Raw genomic sequence first — 16,042 nt, 5'->3', positions numbered from 1 at the left:
CGTGCATGAGAATAGACGTGCGTTCCGCTCTGCGCTGGGGCCAAAGCTGGGTGTTTGCAACTGTTCACCCGAGAGCAACAACTGTTCATCTCCGGTAACAGCCGAGTAACAGAGGTCGCTCTGTCAACATGGGTTTTTGGCTCAAATGTGGCCGTGAGCTGACGATATACAGTCGTGCCGATTCGGCGGCGGGATTGTCCGCCAGTAGCGGCGACTCGGTCCGTTTACGGGTGCCGGCCGAAGGTGAGGGTTGCGAAGCGGAATAAATCTCGCCGCGGATAACGTCAGGATCGGGTCTGCTCGCGCTGGCGTGCCTCTGACGCGCCGTGGCTCAACCCAAACGCAGCGGCAAGTTCTTGAGCGCGAAAGTCTTGCTGGGGAATTTGATCTCGGGGCGGTAGTCAGGCTCCAGTTCGAAGTCAGGGATTCTCTTAAGCCATTCGTCGACGATCACGGTCAGCTCCATGCGCGCCAGATGAGAACCTAGGCAGCGGTGCGGTCCGCCGCCAAATCCCCAGTGCCGGTGCACCTTTCCGTCCATGGTGAGTTCGTCGGTGGAGGTCGAGTCGCTGCCGTCCCGGTTGATCAAGGCCATGCACAAGAACACCGATGAGCCGGCGGGCAACGTCATGCCACCGACGACGACGTTCTCGGTAAGTACCCGCGGCGCCACCGGCGCTGACGGCTCCAACCGCACAATCTCCTCGATGAAGACCCTGATCTGCCGTGGGTTATCGCGTAGCTGCGCACGCAGCGCGGGTCTGCGCGCCAACTCCAGAATGGCGAAGCCGATCGCGGCGGTCACGGTGTCCAGCCCCGCCAGGATCAGCAGGTGGCTCATGCCCAGCAGTTCGAGATCGGTGAAGTTGCCTTTGCTTTGCATCACCCGAGACAACATGTCCGACCCGGGGTTCTCCCGGCGCTGTCGGATCGCATCCGTCAGGTATTGGTACATCGCCTGCGCCGCTGGGGCGATGTCTTCCATGGAGGCATACGGGCTGTCGGAGAGCACGGCCTCTTTCCAGGCGATCACGCGGTCGCGGTCCTCCAGCGGCAGACCGTAAAGGTCCATGAACACCTGGTAGGGATAGGTCTTCGCCAGGTCTTTCATCACCTCGCACTCACCGCGGCTGGCGATGGCGTCGATCATGTCGGCGGCATGACGAACCAGCACCGGTCGCGACTTACTCAATCCGTGTGGACTGAAAAACGGCTGCAGGATTCTGCGGTACCGAGTGTGCTCGGGCGGGTCGAATCCCAACGGAATCACCGGAATTGGGCTTCCGGGTGGTTGAAGCGCCAGTCGAGCCGAGAAAACGTTGGGACTGCGCAACGCTGCCAGCACGTCCTCGCGGCGGGTGAGGTAGTAGTAGCCGTTCATGAACACGACCGGTCCGGCGTCGCGCAGAACTTTCCACCCGGCGCCACGGTCAGCCGCCATCGGCAGGCTGACGTAATCCAGCCGCGGAAGGTGAAAGCCGGTGCCGTACAGGCTTTCATCAGTGGTGCTCATGTGTGTGATCTCTCGTTCGTTTGCGCTGGCACTGTGGCGTCCTGGCGACAGTAGACATGCTATGCGGCCCGCCAGGTTTCGGTCGCGTCGTCCCCACGCTCACGTGTGCCGGATCGAGCTAATGTCTTTTAGACTCGGAGTTGTGAAGGTTCGTGTCGAGCAGTCGAGGTGCGTTGGTCACGCCCAGTGCTATGCCGTTGACCCCGAGATCTTTCCGATCGATGATTCCGGCTACTCCATTTTGAAAGAACACGAGGTTGCGCCGGAGGACGAGCAGATAACTCGTGACGGGGTGGCGTCCTGCCCGGAGATGGCGCTGATCCTGGAAGAGGACTGAACCGGCGCCAATCTGATTCGCGCCGGCTAACGGTCGTTGTTCGGCACGGAATGTGGGAACCGCCCTTGCAATGCCCGCAGCAGACCACGGACTTCGTCGATGCGAGCACGTATCTGGGTCAACTCTCCGGAATCGCCAGAGTTTCGGTTCTCGTCGCGGGCCATCCGGCGCGCAAGCTCCTGAAGTTCGGCGCACTCGGCCTGCAGAAGCCGCTCAAACACTCGCGCCTGAGCTTCCTCGGCAGGCTGAGCGGGGCGGCGGGTCAAAACGCTTGCTGCACTTAATGCCGGCGTCCCGGTAGTGGTCCTGGGGAGCATTCGTGCGGCGTCGCGGGGTCTCCGTGAGAGAGCCAGGGCACCGGATGCCTCCGCATGTCGCGCCACGTGTCCCTCCTGCCCGAGACCTGATTGTTCACCAACCGGAAACCTACGCCACTGCTCTCGCGTGCTTCCGGAACGATGCCAATTGTTCATATTAGAGCCATGATTGCGACATCTGCGATTTACCTCGGGGGTCGCCTCGTTCTTGACGGCAGGACACTCCTGGGGTGCCACGTCGAGACGTGACACCCCAGGAGTTGTGAAGCTGATCGGCTGTTAGCCGGCTGACGGCGGCCGGGGCATCACCGTGGGTTTGAACCCGTAGCGGGGGCCCGAGCCGAAGCCACTACCAGCTCTCGTACCGGCCAGCGGCATACCGCCCATGAGGTTTCCGCTACCCGCGGCCTCCGGGGCGGCGCTGACGCTGCTGACGAGCTGCACCTGCGGCGTCGCCGCGGGAGTTCCGCCGCCGATCCACGACGCGGGCACCGCGAGTTTGCCGACCGAACCGGCGCCACCGGAAATGGCGGACACCGAATGCGCGGCCCCGCCGGCAGCGCCGCCGCCGAGCCCGGCTCCGAGGCCACTCAAGCCGTGGAGTGCTGGGGCAGCAGCAGCCGGGGCTGCCCCGCCCAACATTCCGGCGCTCTTCGCGATCTGGACGCCGAAGTTGCCCATACCAACGCTGAAGTAAGGCAGACCCTCAGTGTTGTAGAACAAGCTCGCGTAAGGCGAGTAGTTGCTCACGAGTGCCGAAAGGTTCGTGGGCAGCACGCTCGTCCCGAATATGAACGCGTAGAGCTCCTGCAGCGGCGTCAACGGGGTGGCCGCCGCGGAGGACGCCGCAGAAGTAGGCGACGCCAGGCTTTGCAGCGAGTTAGGCAGCGACGAGGTCAGCTTCGACAAGATGCTCTGGGAGTTCGTCGCCGCCGAACTGCCGGTGGCGGCAGCGACCGCGGCGTTTTGACTCGCAGTGCCGGACGGGTTGGTCGTCTGAGCCGGCGTGGCAAACGGAGTCACCTTGCTGGCCGCCGCCGATTGGCCCGCGTAGCCGTACATGGCCGCGGCGTCCTGCGCCCACATCTGCGCGTACTGTGCCTCGAGTTGCGCAATCACCCCGGTGTACTGACCGAACACGTTGGCTGCCGTATACGCCTGAGTCTCAGCGCGATTGGCGGCAATGACCGGCGGTGCCACCGTTTGCGCGAAAGCCTGCTCGTACGCGGCGGCTGCGGACTGAGCTTGTGCCGCGGCCTGTTCAGCCTGGGCGGCCGTCTCCTGCATCCAGTTGATGTACGGCTGGGCGGCACTGGCCATGCTCGCTGACGCCGGCCCCGTCCATCCGTCGCTGGACAGCTGCGTGATCACCGTCTCGTAGCCCTGAGCAGCTTGCTGAAGCTCAGCCGCGAGGCCGTTCCACGCTGATGCGGCAGTCTGCAGTGACGACGACCCCGGACCCGTGTACATGCGGGCCGAGTTGACTTCAGGCGGTAACGCCCCGAAATCGATCATGAAAAAGCCTCCTAGCCGGCCGCAGCCGCGTTGGCGGCCTCGGTGGCTGCGTAGGAACCGGCGCTGGTGCCCAACGTGTTGACGAACATCTCGTGGATGGCTGCAGCCTGCTGACTCACGGCCTGGTACATCTGCGCGTGAGCAACGAACTGGGCCGCCGTCAGAGCCGAAACCTCGTCCGCGGCAGCGGGAACCACTCCTGTGGTGGGACCCGCCGCAGCGGCGTTCTGGGCGTTGAGCCCTGAGCCAATCCCCTGCAGGCTGGTGGCCGCTGCCGATAGTGCTTCCGGCTGTGTGGTCACGAACGACATCCGGTCTCCTCCTAAATAACCGAGCGCATCTACGACCTCGGGCAAGGTCGTTCGGTTGAAAGATTAGATGGTCACGCTCGGATAAAGGCCCTCCCGACCAAACTGTTCACGCCTGGACGACCAGTATTCACCCCTCGATATCGGCCGTTCATCCCGCGTTCGACAAACCTTCCACCTGCGGTAACGTTTCAATCCGACCGGCTACTGAAACGTGCCGTGGTTCAGGCCCGTCGCGGGTGTCGCGACTGCAGCTGGGCATCGTGCAGATCGTGGTAGCGGGCCTCAGCCACAAGGACTTTCAGTACATCGCGCGGAGCTGGCTGCCCCTCGGTTGGGCGTAAGCACGCCGAGCCGCCCAAGGACCTCGAGCGTGAAATCGCTACGCCTAAAAGGCTTTTGACACGCGAGCCACCCACCGCAAGCGCTGGGGCGGGGCCGTGAATCGGAAGACAGGGCAATTCCGTTGGCGGGTGGTGCGGTGCGCACAGGGGACCTGAAATGCCTTGCCGCGCAATGTCTGAGTCGGGTCGATCGACTCTCGCTCGCCGTCAGCCGCCTGCGGGCGGCTTGGTCATCACGGCGTGCCGGACCCCGTATTTGACGGTGTAGGCGGCGGTGCCCTGGCGACCCATACCGGCGCCGGCCCCCGACATCGGAACACCGTTGAGGATTCCATTCGCCGACGGCGCGACAGGCCGCGCGGAGCTGACCAGCCGGGCCTCCACCGTCTCCGTGGGCATCGATCCTTGCCAACTCGCGGGCACCGACAGCCGACCGAGAGCGTTCGCCTCGCCCAAACTGGCCGACACGCTGCTGGCCGTAAACGGTGCGCCGCTGACGCCTGCGGTGCCGCCGATGGGGGGAAGTGCTGCCACAGGCTTAGGCATCAAGCCAAGCCCTTGCTCTAGTGCCGTTGCCTGGGCGGGGGTAATCGTCTGCTGGCCGATGCCGTAGCCGAAGTTTGCGAGACCGACCGCGAAGTAGGCCTGGAGGATCTGCCGCATCGTGTTCAGGTTGCCCGACGTTCCGCCCGTCAGGCCCACGCCCCAACCGCCGGTCGGGAAGTTCGTGATGGTGTTTTGCCACAGTGTCTCGAGCCAGGCGCCCAGCGTCGTTGGGGGGGTCGCCACGGGCGCCGCGGTGGACGCGGCCGTCTGAGTGGTCGCGGACGGCGCTATCGAGGCCGCGTTCTGCGCCACCGTCGCCGCTTGGCCGGCCGGCGTGGCAGCGGCATTGGCCGCCGCGCTGGCCTGGCTGCTCGCCCCCTCGGGGTTGGTCGTCTGGGGCGGCGCGGTGAACGGCGTCACGGTCGAGGCGACCTGCGAGGCGCCGGCGTAGCCGTACATGGCGGCGGCGTCCTGTGCCCACATCTCGATGTACAGGGCCTCGGTGGCCATGATCGCGGGAGTGTTCTGACCGAGAAAGTTGGTTGCCACCAAAGCGGCCAGCAGCGCACGGTTGGCCGCGATCACCGGCGGCGGCACCGTCATCGCGAACGCCGCCTCGTATGCGGCGACTGCCGCGCGAGCTTGGTTGGCCGTCTCTTCGGCCTGCGCGCCCGTCGTGGTCATCCAATCGATGTAGGGAGTGACCGCGGCCGTCATCGCCACCGATGTCGGGCCTACCCACGCGTTGCTCGTCAGCTCCGTAACAGCTGAGGTGTAGCCGGCGGCGGCGAAACCCAACTCCGCGGCCAGGCTGTCCCAAGCCTCGGAGGCCGCCAGCATCGGCCCAGGACCGGGACCGGAATACATCCGACCTGAATTGACCTCCGGCGGCAACAGCCCGAAATCAAGCACTAGAAACCCTCCGTAAACAAGCCAAAGTTGCGTCGCCCCGTCAGCCGTCGCGCGGGGGCGGCGGTGCGCGGCGTTGTCATGAGCTGGTCAGCAGTCGGCGGGCGCTGGTGGTCGACCGCCCGATCGATAGCGTTGCGCAGAGCGCGGTATGTGGCCACAGACGACGTGTGCTTTCTGTACTCGGTAACCCTGAGCGTCAACAACATTGAGCGCCGATGCTCATCGCTGAACAGTCGCTGGTTGAGAACTTAGATGGCGGCGCGGGCGATCGGCCACGACGATGCCGACTATTCATTCCTCTACAAAGAAAGTTCATCCGCGATCAACTGTTGTTCGTTCAATGTTTGGTTCTGCGCTACCGGGTAGCCGCAGTACGGCCGTTAGCCGGCAGCCGGCGTGAACGGGATCACAGTCGAGCGGAGCTCGAATCGGGTCGGTGTTCCGGCGCCCTTTTGTCCGCCCATGTTGGCCACCGGCATCATCGGCGGCAAGGCCGAATGCGCAGCCGCCGGCGCCGCAGGGATGGCGGAAGTGGCGCCGAGGTGCATCGCCGTCCCGGCGGGAAACGCCGACGGCGCCGCACCGGTCCAGGCGGACGGCACCGACAACGGACCGATCGACGTGGCCCGGCCCATACCCGCCGAGAGGGCCGGCGCGCCGGCGCCGAAGCCCGTCGAACCCAGCGCGGCGGGACTCGACGCGAGGCCGACGGCGTGGGCCGCCCCCAACTCGTTGGCGGCCGTGGTCGCGGCTTTGGCGGCGGTGGCCGTGCTGCCCGCCGTGAACAATTTCGACAGCATGCTCATCGGCATCGATGCCAGTCTCAGCGGCGTGCTGAGTTCATTCAGCATCGACATCGCCGATGTCGACGACGATGAGGTACCGGTCGCGGTGGCGGTCGATGCGACGCTGTCCAGGCTCTGCGGGGACGCCAGGCTTTGCAGGGCCTGAGGCATTCCGGAAATCGCTTGCGGGCCAGACGACATCAGCGTCTCGACATCGGTGCCGCTGGCGGTGCCCACGGATTGGGCGGCCGCGGCGGACTGGCTCAACGGACCGCTGGAATTGGTGGTCTTCGGCGGTGTTGTGAACGGTGTGACTTGCGAAGCCGTCGACGAGGCGCCGGCGTAGCCGTACATGGCGGCGGCGTCCTGGGCCCACATCTCGCCATAAAGCGCCTCCGCCGCAGCAATCGCCGGGGTGTTCTGCCCGAGGACGTTGGTCGCCACGAGCGCCGCCAGCAGGCTCCGGTTCGCTTCGATGAGCGGCGGCGGAACCGTCGCGGCAAAGGCGGTTTCGTAGGCGCTGGCCGCGGCGGCGGCTTGCGCGGCGGTCTGCTGTGCCTGATCTCCGGTGGCGCTGAGCCAAGTCACGTAGGGGGCGGCGGCCGCGGCCATCGCCGTCGAACTGGGGCCGGTCCACGCCCCGCCGGACAGCGTCGAGACGATCGAGCGGTAGCCGGCCGCCGCGGACGTCAGCTCATCGGCCAACGATTGCCAGGCCGTAGCCGCGGCGAGCATCGAGCCCGGCCCCGGGCCGGCATACATGCGTCCGGAGTTGATCTCCGGTGGTAGAGCTCCGAAATCCAGCACGAGACAACGCCTTAGCCCGCCGCGGCCGCGTTGGCGGCCTCGACGGCTGCGTAGGAGCCGGCGCTGACGCCGAGCGTGTCGACGAACATGTCGTGGATGGCCGCTGCCTGGGCGCTGATCGCCTGATACATCTCGGCGTGTGTGGCGAACTGGGCAGCGGTCAGCGCGGATACCTCGTCGGCCGCCGCGGGCAGCACGCCCGTCGTCGGAGCCGCGGCGGCGGCATTCTGCGCGGTCAGGGTCGCACCGATGCCCTGCAGATTCTCTGCGGCCGCGGTCAATTCGTCTGGTCGGGTGCTGACAAATGACATCCGGCGCTCCCTTCGCATCAGCCCACACCTGTCACTAGTTAGAGACGTTAACTAGGCAAGATGGGCGGCAAACATGGCGAAGCTATGCGCCGGCTATGAAACGTCCGGCTGGACCGTCGGGCCGCAGAGCGCGCACTCCCCCGCCAACAACGAAGGTCCCCCCGCCCGACCGGGCGGAGGGACCTTCGTCAGAGACGCCTACCGGCGCAAGTCGGTGGCTGCCACCTGAACGAAGACACCAGTGTCTTCGGCCATCAGCAGACCACGGCCGCGCGGCAGCGGCCCACCCTTCATCTTTCCGCGGATGAAGCCCTCGTCGGGGTCGGCGTCCATCACCAGCAACGGTGCGTTGGCCTGAGCCAGTGCCCGCAGCATCGGGTCGCTACCGGCCGACGACCATCCACCGAAGGTCCGGGTGACGATCACGTGCAGGCCGACGTCGGCTGCCCGTGTGACCCACGGCGCGGCCCGCTGCAGCGGTGAATCGAAGCCGGGCGGCAGCTGCTGGACGTCGTCGATGATCAGGAAGATCTCCGGACCGCTCCACCACGCGCGGGACAACAGCTCTTCCGCGGACAGGCCCGGCGGCGGCTCACGACGGGCCAGCACCTCGCCTAGTTCGTTCATCATGGCCGAGACGCCGTCGAGGTTGTAGGCGAACTTCTCGACGTAGTCGGTGCCCAGCGTGGTCAGCAGTTGACGACGCGGGTCGACCAGCCACACCTGCGCCGACGGTTTTGTCGTCGGGGCAGCGATGCTGGCTCCCGGCGCGTAGACCCGGCCGATCTCGGCCATGATCGTCGCGAGCGTGGTGGTGCGGCCACATTCGCGTCGACCCGTCACCATCAGGTGGGCGTTCTCGGCGAAGTTGAGGTACACCGGCTGCAGGTCCAGTTCGTTGATGGCCCAGGCGATTCCACCGACGCCGACGTTCTGGCGCTTGTCGTTTTGAGCCAGCGCGCGGACCTGGTCCAGCCCGAACTTCGCGGGCAGCCTGCGAACCGGAGGTGCCTGGGTGACCGCCACCTGGCTGACCGCCGCGGCGACGCTGTCGGACGCGAAGTCATTGTCCGGAGTGTCGGCGAGCGCCGGCCGGGCCACCAGGGTGTGCAGACCGGATTGCGGGTCGCTGTCCAGTCGGACGTAGTTCACCGCGACCATGCCGCGACCCGGCTTGACCGGAACATCCTTGGCGAACCGCGACCGCACCAGCTTGGCGTCCTCGACCGCGGCCAGACGCAGCTCGATCCGGGATCCGAACCCACTGCGCACCGGCGGCCGCAGCTCGGATTCGCGGTCGGCCGTGACCACCACGTGGATACCGAACGACGGTCCCTGGTTGATGATCTGGTTGACCTGCTCGATCAACACCTCGTTCTCCTCGGCGAGCGCCCGGTAGTTGTCGATCACCAGGAAGACGTCACCGAAGCCGTCGTTCGGAACGCGTCCCGCCTCACCGCCGAACTTGCGGCGCCGGAACACCTCCATCGACGGAACGTCGAACTCGAGGAAGGTGTGCTTGCGGGTGCGCAGCAGCGCCAGCAGCTCGGCGACGGTGCGGCGGACGCCGTACGGGTCGGTCGGCCCGACCACCTCGCCGACGTGCGGCAGCCTGGCCACCGTTGTCAGCGCGGTGCTGCTGTACGCCAGGACGTAGAACTGCACCTGCTCGGGAGTGTGGGTCAGCGCGGCCGAGGTGATCAGCGTCTGCAACGCGGTGGTCTTGCCCGATCCACCGGCACCGAGGATCAACACGTTGGAACCGGGCCCGGACACATCGACCGTCCACGGCGGCTGGTCGTGTTTGAACGGCCGGTCGATGATGCCGACCGGGAACACCAGGTTGCGCGCTGTCCCGTACTCCTCTTGCCATGGGTGATCGAGGAAGCGGTTGACCAGTGTCTCGATCGAGATCGGCTGGTCCAGCGGCGGCTGCCACAACCGGTAGGGCTGGAAGTCGATCCGGCGAAGTTGATCGATGATCACGGTACCGACCTTGGGCGTCCGGATCGCTTCTTGCTCTTCGTCCTCTTCGGGCGCACTCGCTCCGTTGGTGCCGAACACCTCACCATTGCCGCTGTGGCCGTCGCCGTTGGTGAGTGCGTCGAAGTCGTCAGGTCCGGTGACGCTGACCTCGATCGGCGTGAAGCCGGTCGTGAACAGTTGCGGCCGAATGTAATCCACGGTGTGGGTCAACATCGCCGGACCATCGTCGTCGTAGGAGATGCCGCGGCGGTAGTCGCGCCACAAGAACTCGGCCTGGAAGCGGATGATCTCGTCGAGGCTCTTCCGGAAGTAACCCAGACCGGCTTGTGCAGGCAGGTTGACGGCGTTGGGAACACCGGCCGCCTGGGCCGCACCGGCGGTGCGCGCTTTCAGCACCAACCGGTAACCCATGTTCTCCATGAGTTTTTCGGCCCGGCTCTCGATGGTCTGCGACGCCATCATCAGGTGGATCCAGTAGGCACGACCCTGCCGGCCGATCGAGTCGAGCACGTCGACGGCGGTCGGCATGATCCGGAACCACTCGTAGAACTCGTCGATCACGACCACCAGCATCGGCAGCGGCGGGATGTCCTGTCCGCGAGCGCGCATCCGGGAGCGCATTTCGTTGTATTCCTTGGCGTCGTCGACACCGGCGTTGTCACAGACCGCCTTTCGCCGGGCGATCTCACCCCACAGCGCGTCCAGGAAGCGCTCCATGAGCGCCTGGTCTTCCTCGAGGTCGGTGATGATGCGCGACACGTGCGGCACACCGGCGAACGGCTTGACCGCCGAACCACCCTTGAGGTCGGCCAGCACGAACTGCAGCTCGTCCGGCGGATGCGACAGCATCAGCGACTCGAGCACGGTACGCACCAGAGTCGACTTACCCGAACCGGTGGTTCCTGACATGACGCCGTGCGGGCCGTCACCGCCCTCGTCGAGGGACTTCATGTCCAAGAACAGCAACTCGCCGTTGTCTGAACGGTTTCCGAACGGCACCCGCAGCCGCGAGCGGCTGGTGAGCGCATCGCGCCGGCTGGCCCACAGTGAATCGAAGTCGATCTCCGACGGATCGTCGATGCCGTAGTAGGACAGGATGTCGCGGGCGCCGATCTGCGCGACTCGCTGCCCGATCTCCTCGTAGGCCTCGGCCAGCCGCCAGCGGGCAACCCGCTGTGCGAACTGCTCAGCCTCGGACTCGGTGACGTAGTCGGCAAGGGCGAAGAACCACCGGTTGTCGTCGATCACCATCCAGGTATCGCGGTCACGAGGCAATGCCTCGATCACGCCGATGTCGTTGGTGAAGTGCAGCACTCGCTCCGGGTTGCCCGTCCACAGCGCCGAACCGGTCAAGTCGAAGAACGTCACACCGTCGACACCGTCGACGCTGATCACGTACTCCCACTGCGGGTCGTCGACATCGGCGATGATCACGTGGTGCGGCGTCGGGGTCTCGGCCGACGAGCTGGCGTGCCGCGGCGTGAAAGATCCACGGCCGGCGAACAATTCGGCTTGGTCAGCGGCGAATTCGCGCACTGATCCGTACACCATGCGAGCGTTGCCGGCCGCGTCGCGGCGGCGCGGGTCGCCGAAGTGCGGCAGCCACTTGACCCAGTCCCACTTGCTCATGTCGGAGGTGACCACGATCATCTGCAGGTGGTCGGGGCCGTGCGAGAACGCCAGCTGCAAGATGATGGCCCGCATGAGGCCCAGGGCCTGGTCGCGATTGCCTTCCAGCGCGTACCACGGCTCGACGAGCAGCGACACCATCTTGGGCAGGTTGTAGACGACGCTCTGGTAGCGGCCGAACTCCTGCAGCGCCTTACCGGTCACCGGCTCCAGCTCGATGTCGGTCGGCATGTTCTGCGGCTCCCCCCAGGTCACCTCGGGACGGGTCATGCCGACACCGATCCGGGCGACGCCGAAGTTGAGGTCCTTGCCGTCAGGCTTGCGCTCCCACATCCGCTGCGATCCGACCGCGGCCGCCAGCGTCGTCGGCTCCGGGTGGAACCACCGGTAGTTGGCGTCCATGCTGTCGGCGGACTCGTTCGCGGTCTCGCGCAGCATGTCGAGCATCAGCATGAACTGGGCACGCATCGCGTCCAGCTTGGGCCGGCTCATCTGCTGCTGGCCGCCGAAGCGTCCGCCGAACATCATCATCGCGACGCCGCCGATCATGAAGATCGGGAAGATCGAGCCGGCGCCCAGGAACATCCGCGAGCCGTTGGCGACGGTCATGCCGACCATGCCGACGAGCAAGCCGACGACCAGCACGCCGACCACGATCAGCCACCACGGCTTGCCTTCGGGCGGCGGAACACTCAGCGGTGTCGGTAGGACGATGTTTTCCGGCTTGACGGCCGGAGCCCGTTCCGGTGTCGGGCGTGCGAAACCTTGCTTCACTTCGGTACCACCAACTCTGCGGGGCTCATATCGGACGGGAGGGTGTCATGGCGCACCAGCGCATCGGCGCGGGATAGAGCGGGTCCAGGTGCCAACAGCCGCAACGCAACCCACGGCGCCGGACTGGGCTTGGCGTTCAGCCCCAGTGCCGCACGGGCGTCGCGGGTGTTGTCGACGCCGAAGCGCACACCAGAACTCGACAGCCACCACAGTGATTCGGAGGTGCTCGAACCCGGGTCGTTTCCGGTCACCTCGACCCAGTTGCCGTAGTCAGGGCCGAAGTACACGCGATCGGCTTCGCGACCGGACGAGTCCGCCTTGACCAGCGACACAACTTGGTCGGTCGAGCCGGCACTCACCGGGATGGTCGGGCCGGAGATCACCTGGATGCGCGCACGCTCTTCGCCGGCGGTCTTCTGCCACCACCAGCACGTCGCGGGGTTTTCCTTCATATCCACCGGGTTCAGCGGACCGTCGGGGTAGGCCGACAAATCCAGACCGTTGACCACCGGCATCTTGGCCAGCGACGCGGGCGCCACCACCATCGGCGTGTTACCGGCCGGTGTCCCTGCGTTCTGCAGGATTTGGGCGACCACCGGGTTGACCGTCTGGACCCCTTCGCTCAGCACCAGTGAATACTGTTGCGGCCCACTGATTTGCGGCGTCACGATCACGGTGCCCACCGGGCCGGGTGCTCCGGCGAAAGCCGCGGGCTGGCCGGCGTTGGGCACCTTGGGCACCGACAGTTCCGGACCCACGGGCAGGGCGTCATACAGCGCCCGGCTCATCGGCTTCGCCTGGCTGACGTTCTCCGGCGTCAAACCGAGTGGCAGCAGCACCGCCCGGTTCATCGACTCGATCCGTGACCGCCGACCCTGGCGGATCACCCAGGTGTCTTTCTCGTAGTGCAAAACGACGGCGTCCGAGCCGTTCACCACGTGCCGGCGACTGGACAGGTCGGGCGTCCCGTCGATCACCGTGACGGTGACCGGCGATGTGGCCACGCCCGCGGTCGGTGCCACCGAGTCGCACACCAGCCACGACGAGGTAGCCGGGGTGGTCGGGGAGAACTCGGACGGCGCACCGGGGATACCGACCAGCGGCCCGTGCGGCTGCTGGGCGATCTGGCTGGCGCGCACCTTGTGCGGGTTGTCCGCGCGTCCGGCGATGAGCCTGGCCGACGCGAGGTTGAGCGCGGGATACAGCTTGTCGCCGACGCGGACGTAAAGCGCCCCGGAATCACGGTCGGCAATGATCGGTGTGTCGTTCAGCTGCCCGGACGGGCTGATGAAGGAGTACAGCAGGGCACCCAGGCAGATCACCAGTGCAGCCGAGATAGACGCGACCACAGCCAATGTCTGGCGCCGGCCGGGCTCGATCTCCATCCGGACCCGCCAGCGGGTCAACGCCATCGCGGTTCGACGCGCCAGGAACTGGTATCCGGTTACCTGAGTTCGGGTGGACAGCCCGAGGCCATAACCCGATCCTCGCTGGTCACCTGCCATTTTTGTTCACGCTCCAAGCCGACCGGGCACCTGAATGCCGTCTAGTCCCACGATTCACACGGATAACGGTAGGGCACCCTAGGCGACCTCGCCAGGCGAATGTCTGGACGCACCCGCCATTGGCGTACCCCCCGGTAGTGCTTTGCGCCACGTGCCGTCACCTGCCATTGATTGGGTTAGAAGGAATCGAAGAGGTCCCCGCTGCGCATCGTACGGCTCGGAGCAAACCCAACTCACCTCAGAGGCGACGCCGAGGTGAACACTCGGGTCGCTTCGACGTCATCTCGGCAAGGAAGATGTGCTGTATGACCGAGCTGCCGCCGTCGTTGACCGAACTCGCAAGCCGGTTCGGGATCGCCACCGACTACGAGGACTGGAGCGGCCGACGAATTGACGTCCCGGAAAGCACGCTGGTAGCCGTGCTTGCCGCGTGCGGTGTCCGCGCGGCGACCGAGCTGGACCGGGCCGCGGCGCTGACCGCTCAGGACCGTGCGTACTGGTCGCGCCCGCTGCCGCCGACCATCCTCGGGCGGGCCGGCGCGCCGACGTCGTTCTGGGTCCACGTCACCCATGGCAACCCCGCCGAGGTGTGGGTGCAGCTGGAGGACGGCACCGTCCGCACCGGCATCCGCCAGGTCGACAACTTCGCCGCGCCCTTCGACCTCGATGGACGCTCGATCGGCGAGGCCAGCTTCGTGCTGCCCGACGATCTCCCGCTGGGCTATCACCGAGTGTTCCTGCGTTCCGGGGCGGACGAGACCAGCGCTGCGCTGATCGTGACGCCGGCGTGGCTGGGACTGCCGGAGCGGTTGGGCGCTCGCCGAACCTGGGGGCTGGCGACACAGATATATAGCGTGCGGTCCCGGCAGTCCTGGGGCGTCGGAGACCTCACGGACCTGACCGACCTTGCGGTGTGGTCGGCGTCGGTGCACGGGGCCGGGTACGTGCTGGTCAATCCCCTACACGCGGCCAACCCCATCAAGCCGATGGAGCCGTCGCCGTATCTGCCGACCTCGCGCCGCTTCGTCAACCCGCTGTATCTCCGGGTCGAGGCCATCCCGGAATTCGCCGACCTGCGCAAACGCAGCCGGGTGCGGCGGCTGCGCAAAGACGTGCAGCACCGCGCCGGCGCGCTGGACTCCATCGACCGCGACGCCTCGTGGAAGGCAAAGCGAGCGGCGCTGAAACTGGTCTACCGGGTTCCCCGCACCGCCGGTCGCGAATTGGCGTACGCGGCGTACTGCGACCGCGAAGGTCCTGCGCTCGACGACTTCGCCACCTGGTGCGCGCTGGCCGAGAAGTACGGCGGCGACTGGCATCAATGGCCCGACTCGGTGCGCCACCCCAGCGCCGACGGCGTCGCCGAATTCGTCGTCAAGCATCAAACAGCGGTCGACTTCCACCGTTGGATGCAGTGGCAACTCGACGAGCAACTGTCCACCGCGCAGTCGCGCGCACTGTCGGCCGGGATGCCGCTGGGCATCGTGCACGACCTCGCCGTCGGTGTGCACCCGGACGGGGCCGACTCCTGGGCACTGCAGGAGGCATTGGCACTGGGGGTCTCGGCCGGCGCGCCGCCCGATGAGTTCAATCAGTTGGGCCAGGACTGGTCGCAGCCGCCGTGGCGCCCCGACCGGCTCGAAGAGCTGGAATACCAGCCATTTCGGGCGCTGATCCGCGGCGTGCTGCGGCACGCCGGCGGGGTGCGCATCGACCACATCATCGGTTTGTTCCGGCTGTGGTGGATTCCGCAGGGCGAAGCGCCCACTCAAGGGACCTACGTGCGCTACGACCACGAGGCGATGATCGGCATCGTCGCTTTGGAAGCCCATCGTGCCGCGGCGCTCGTGGTCGGTGAGGACCTCGGCACGGTCGAGCCGTGGGTCCGCGATTATCTGCGGGCACGCGGCGTGCTGGGCACCTCGATCCTGTGGTTCGAACAGGACCGCGACGGTGCCGGCGGTCCCCTGCGGGCCGAGCGTTGGCGCGAATACTGCCTGTCGTCGGTGACGACTCACGACCTGCCGCCGACGGCCGGCTATCTGGCCGGTGACCATGTGCGCCTTCGGGATTCGCTGGGATTACTGACCCGGCCGGTCGACGAGGAGTTCGCCGCGACCGAGGCCGAGCGAGCGGCCTGGATCGCCGAGCTGCGTCGGGTCGGGCTGCTGTCCAAGCACGCCGATGTCGAGGAGACGGTGCTCGCCCTGCACAAGTATCTGGGCCGCACACCGTCGCGCTTGCTGGGATTGGCGCTGACCGACGCCGTCGGCGACCGGCGGACCCAGAATCAGCCGGGCACCACCGACGAATACCCCAACTGGCGGGTGCCGCTCAGCGGTCCCGATGGTCGCCCGGTGCTGCTCGAAGACGTGTTCAGCGATCCCCGCGCGATCACATTGGCCGAGGCCATGCGTGCACAGACGGCGGTCCAGCCGACCGCGACCTGTTAG

Annotated in this window: 11 protein-coding genes; 2 read left to right on the top strand and 9 right to left on the bottom strand. The window is 66.4% G+C overall.

Annotation, left to right across the window (positions count from 1 at the left end; translation table 11 throughout):
• Positions 1–331: 331 nt before the first annotated feature.
• Complete coding sequence (locus G6N27_RS04345; RefSeq protein ID WP_163775236.1) at positions 332–1,513, bottom strand: cytochrome P450; 1,182 nt, start codon at positions 1,511–1,513, stop codon at positions 332–334.
• A gap of 142 nt (positions 1,514–1,655) precedes the next feature.
• Here G6N27_RS04345 and G6N27_RS04340 point away from each other — a divergent pair, with 142 nt between their 5' ends.
• On the top strand, positions 1,656–1,850 hold the full coding sequence (locus tag G6N27_RS04340; protein ID WP_163775235.1) for a ferredoxin: 195 nt from the start codon (positions 1,656–1,658) through the stop codon (positions 1,848–1,850).
• Between the two features lie 26 nt (positions 1,851–1,876).
• On the opposite strand, the gene G6N27_RS04335 is transcribed toward G6N27_RS04340, so the two are convergent.
• From G6N27_RS04335 to eccB, 8 genes are all read right to left on the bottom strand, one after another.
• The gene (locus tag G6N27_RS04335) at positions 1,877–2,071 is read right to left on the bottom strand and encodes a hypothetical protein (protein ID WP_163775234.1); all 195 of its coding nucleotides are present in this window, start codon (positions 2,069–2,071) and stop codon (positions 1,877–1,879) included.
• A gap of 375 nt (positions 2,072–2,446) precedes the next feature.
• Positions 2,447–3,679 carry a PPE family protein gene (locus G6N27_RS04330; RefSeq protein ID WP_163781326.1) on the bottom strand — a complete coding sequence of 411 codons (1,233 nt, stop codon included), beginning with the start codon at positions 3,677–3,679 and terminating at the stop codon, positions 2,447–2,449.
• A 14-nt stretch (positions 3,680–3,693) separates the two neighbouring features.
• Positions 3,694–3,993: a PE family protein gene (locus G6N27_RS04325; protein ID WP_163775233.1), complete on the bottom strand. Its 300-nt coding sequence runs from the start codon at positions 3,991–3,993 to the stop codon at positions 3,694–3,696.
• 548 nt (positions 3,994–4,541) lie between these two features.
• A complete protein-coding gene (locus tag G6N27_RS04320; protein WP_163775232.1) occupies positions 4,542–5,792 on the bottom strand; it encodes a PPE family protein in 1,251 nt (416 codons plus the stop codon).
• A gap of 380 nt (positions 5,793–6,172) precedes the next feature.
• Positions 6,173–7,381: a PPE family protein gene (locus G6N27_RS04315; RefSeq protein WP_163781324.1), complete on the bottom strand. Its 1,209-nt coding sequence runs from the start codon at positions 7,379–7,381 to the stop codon at positions 6,173–6,175.
• Positions 7,382–7,395: 14 nt separating this feature from the next.
• Positions 7,396–7,695 carry a PE family protein gene (locus G6N27_RS04310; protein WP_163775231.1) on the bottom strand — a complete coding sequence of 100 codons (300 nt, stop codon included), beginning with the start codon at positions 7,693–7,695 and terminating at the stop codon, positions 7,396–7,398.
• A gap of 198 nt (positions 7,696–7,893) precedes the next feature.
• Positions 7,894–12,084: a type VII secretion protein EccCa gene (eccCa, locus tag G6N27_RS04305; RefSeq protein WP_163775230.1), complete on the bottom strand. Its 4,191-nt coding sequence runs from the start codon at positions 12,082–12,084 to the stop codon at positions 7,894–7,896.
• On the bottom strand, positions 12,081–13,589 hold the full coding sequence (eccB, locus tag G6N27_RS04300; RefSeq protein WP_163775229.1) for a type VII secretion protein EccB: 1,509 nt from the start codon (positions 13,587–13,589) through the stop codon (positions 12,081–12,083). The genes eccCa and eccB overlap by 4 nt, the downstream gene beginning before the upstream one ends.
• 305 nt (positions 13,590–13,894) lie before the next feature.
• Here eccB and malQ point away from each other — a divergent pair, with 305 nt between their 5' ends.
• Positions 13,895–16,042: a 4-alpha-glucanotransferase gene (gene malQ, locus G6N27_RS04295; RefSeq protein ID WP_163775228.1), complete on the top strand. Its 2,148-nt coding sequence runs from the start codon at positions 13,895–13,897 to the stop codon at positions 16,040–16,042.

It is taken from the genome of Mycobacterium cookii, from assembly GCF_010727945.1.
In the GTDB taxonomy this organism is placed as follows: Bacteria; Actinomycetota; Actinomycetes; order Mycobacteriales; family Mycobacteriaceae; genus Mycobacterium; species Mycobacterium cookii.
This window is presented reverse-complemented; position numbering and strand designations above follow the sequence as displayed.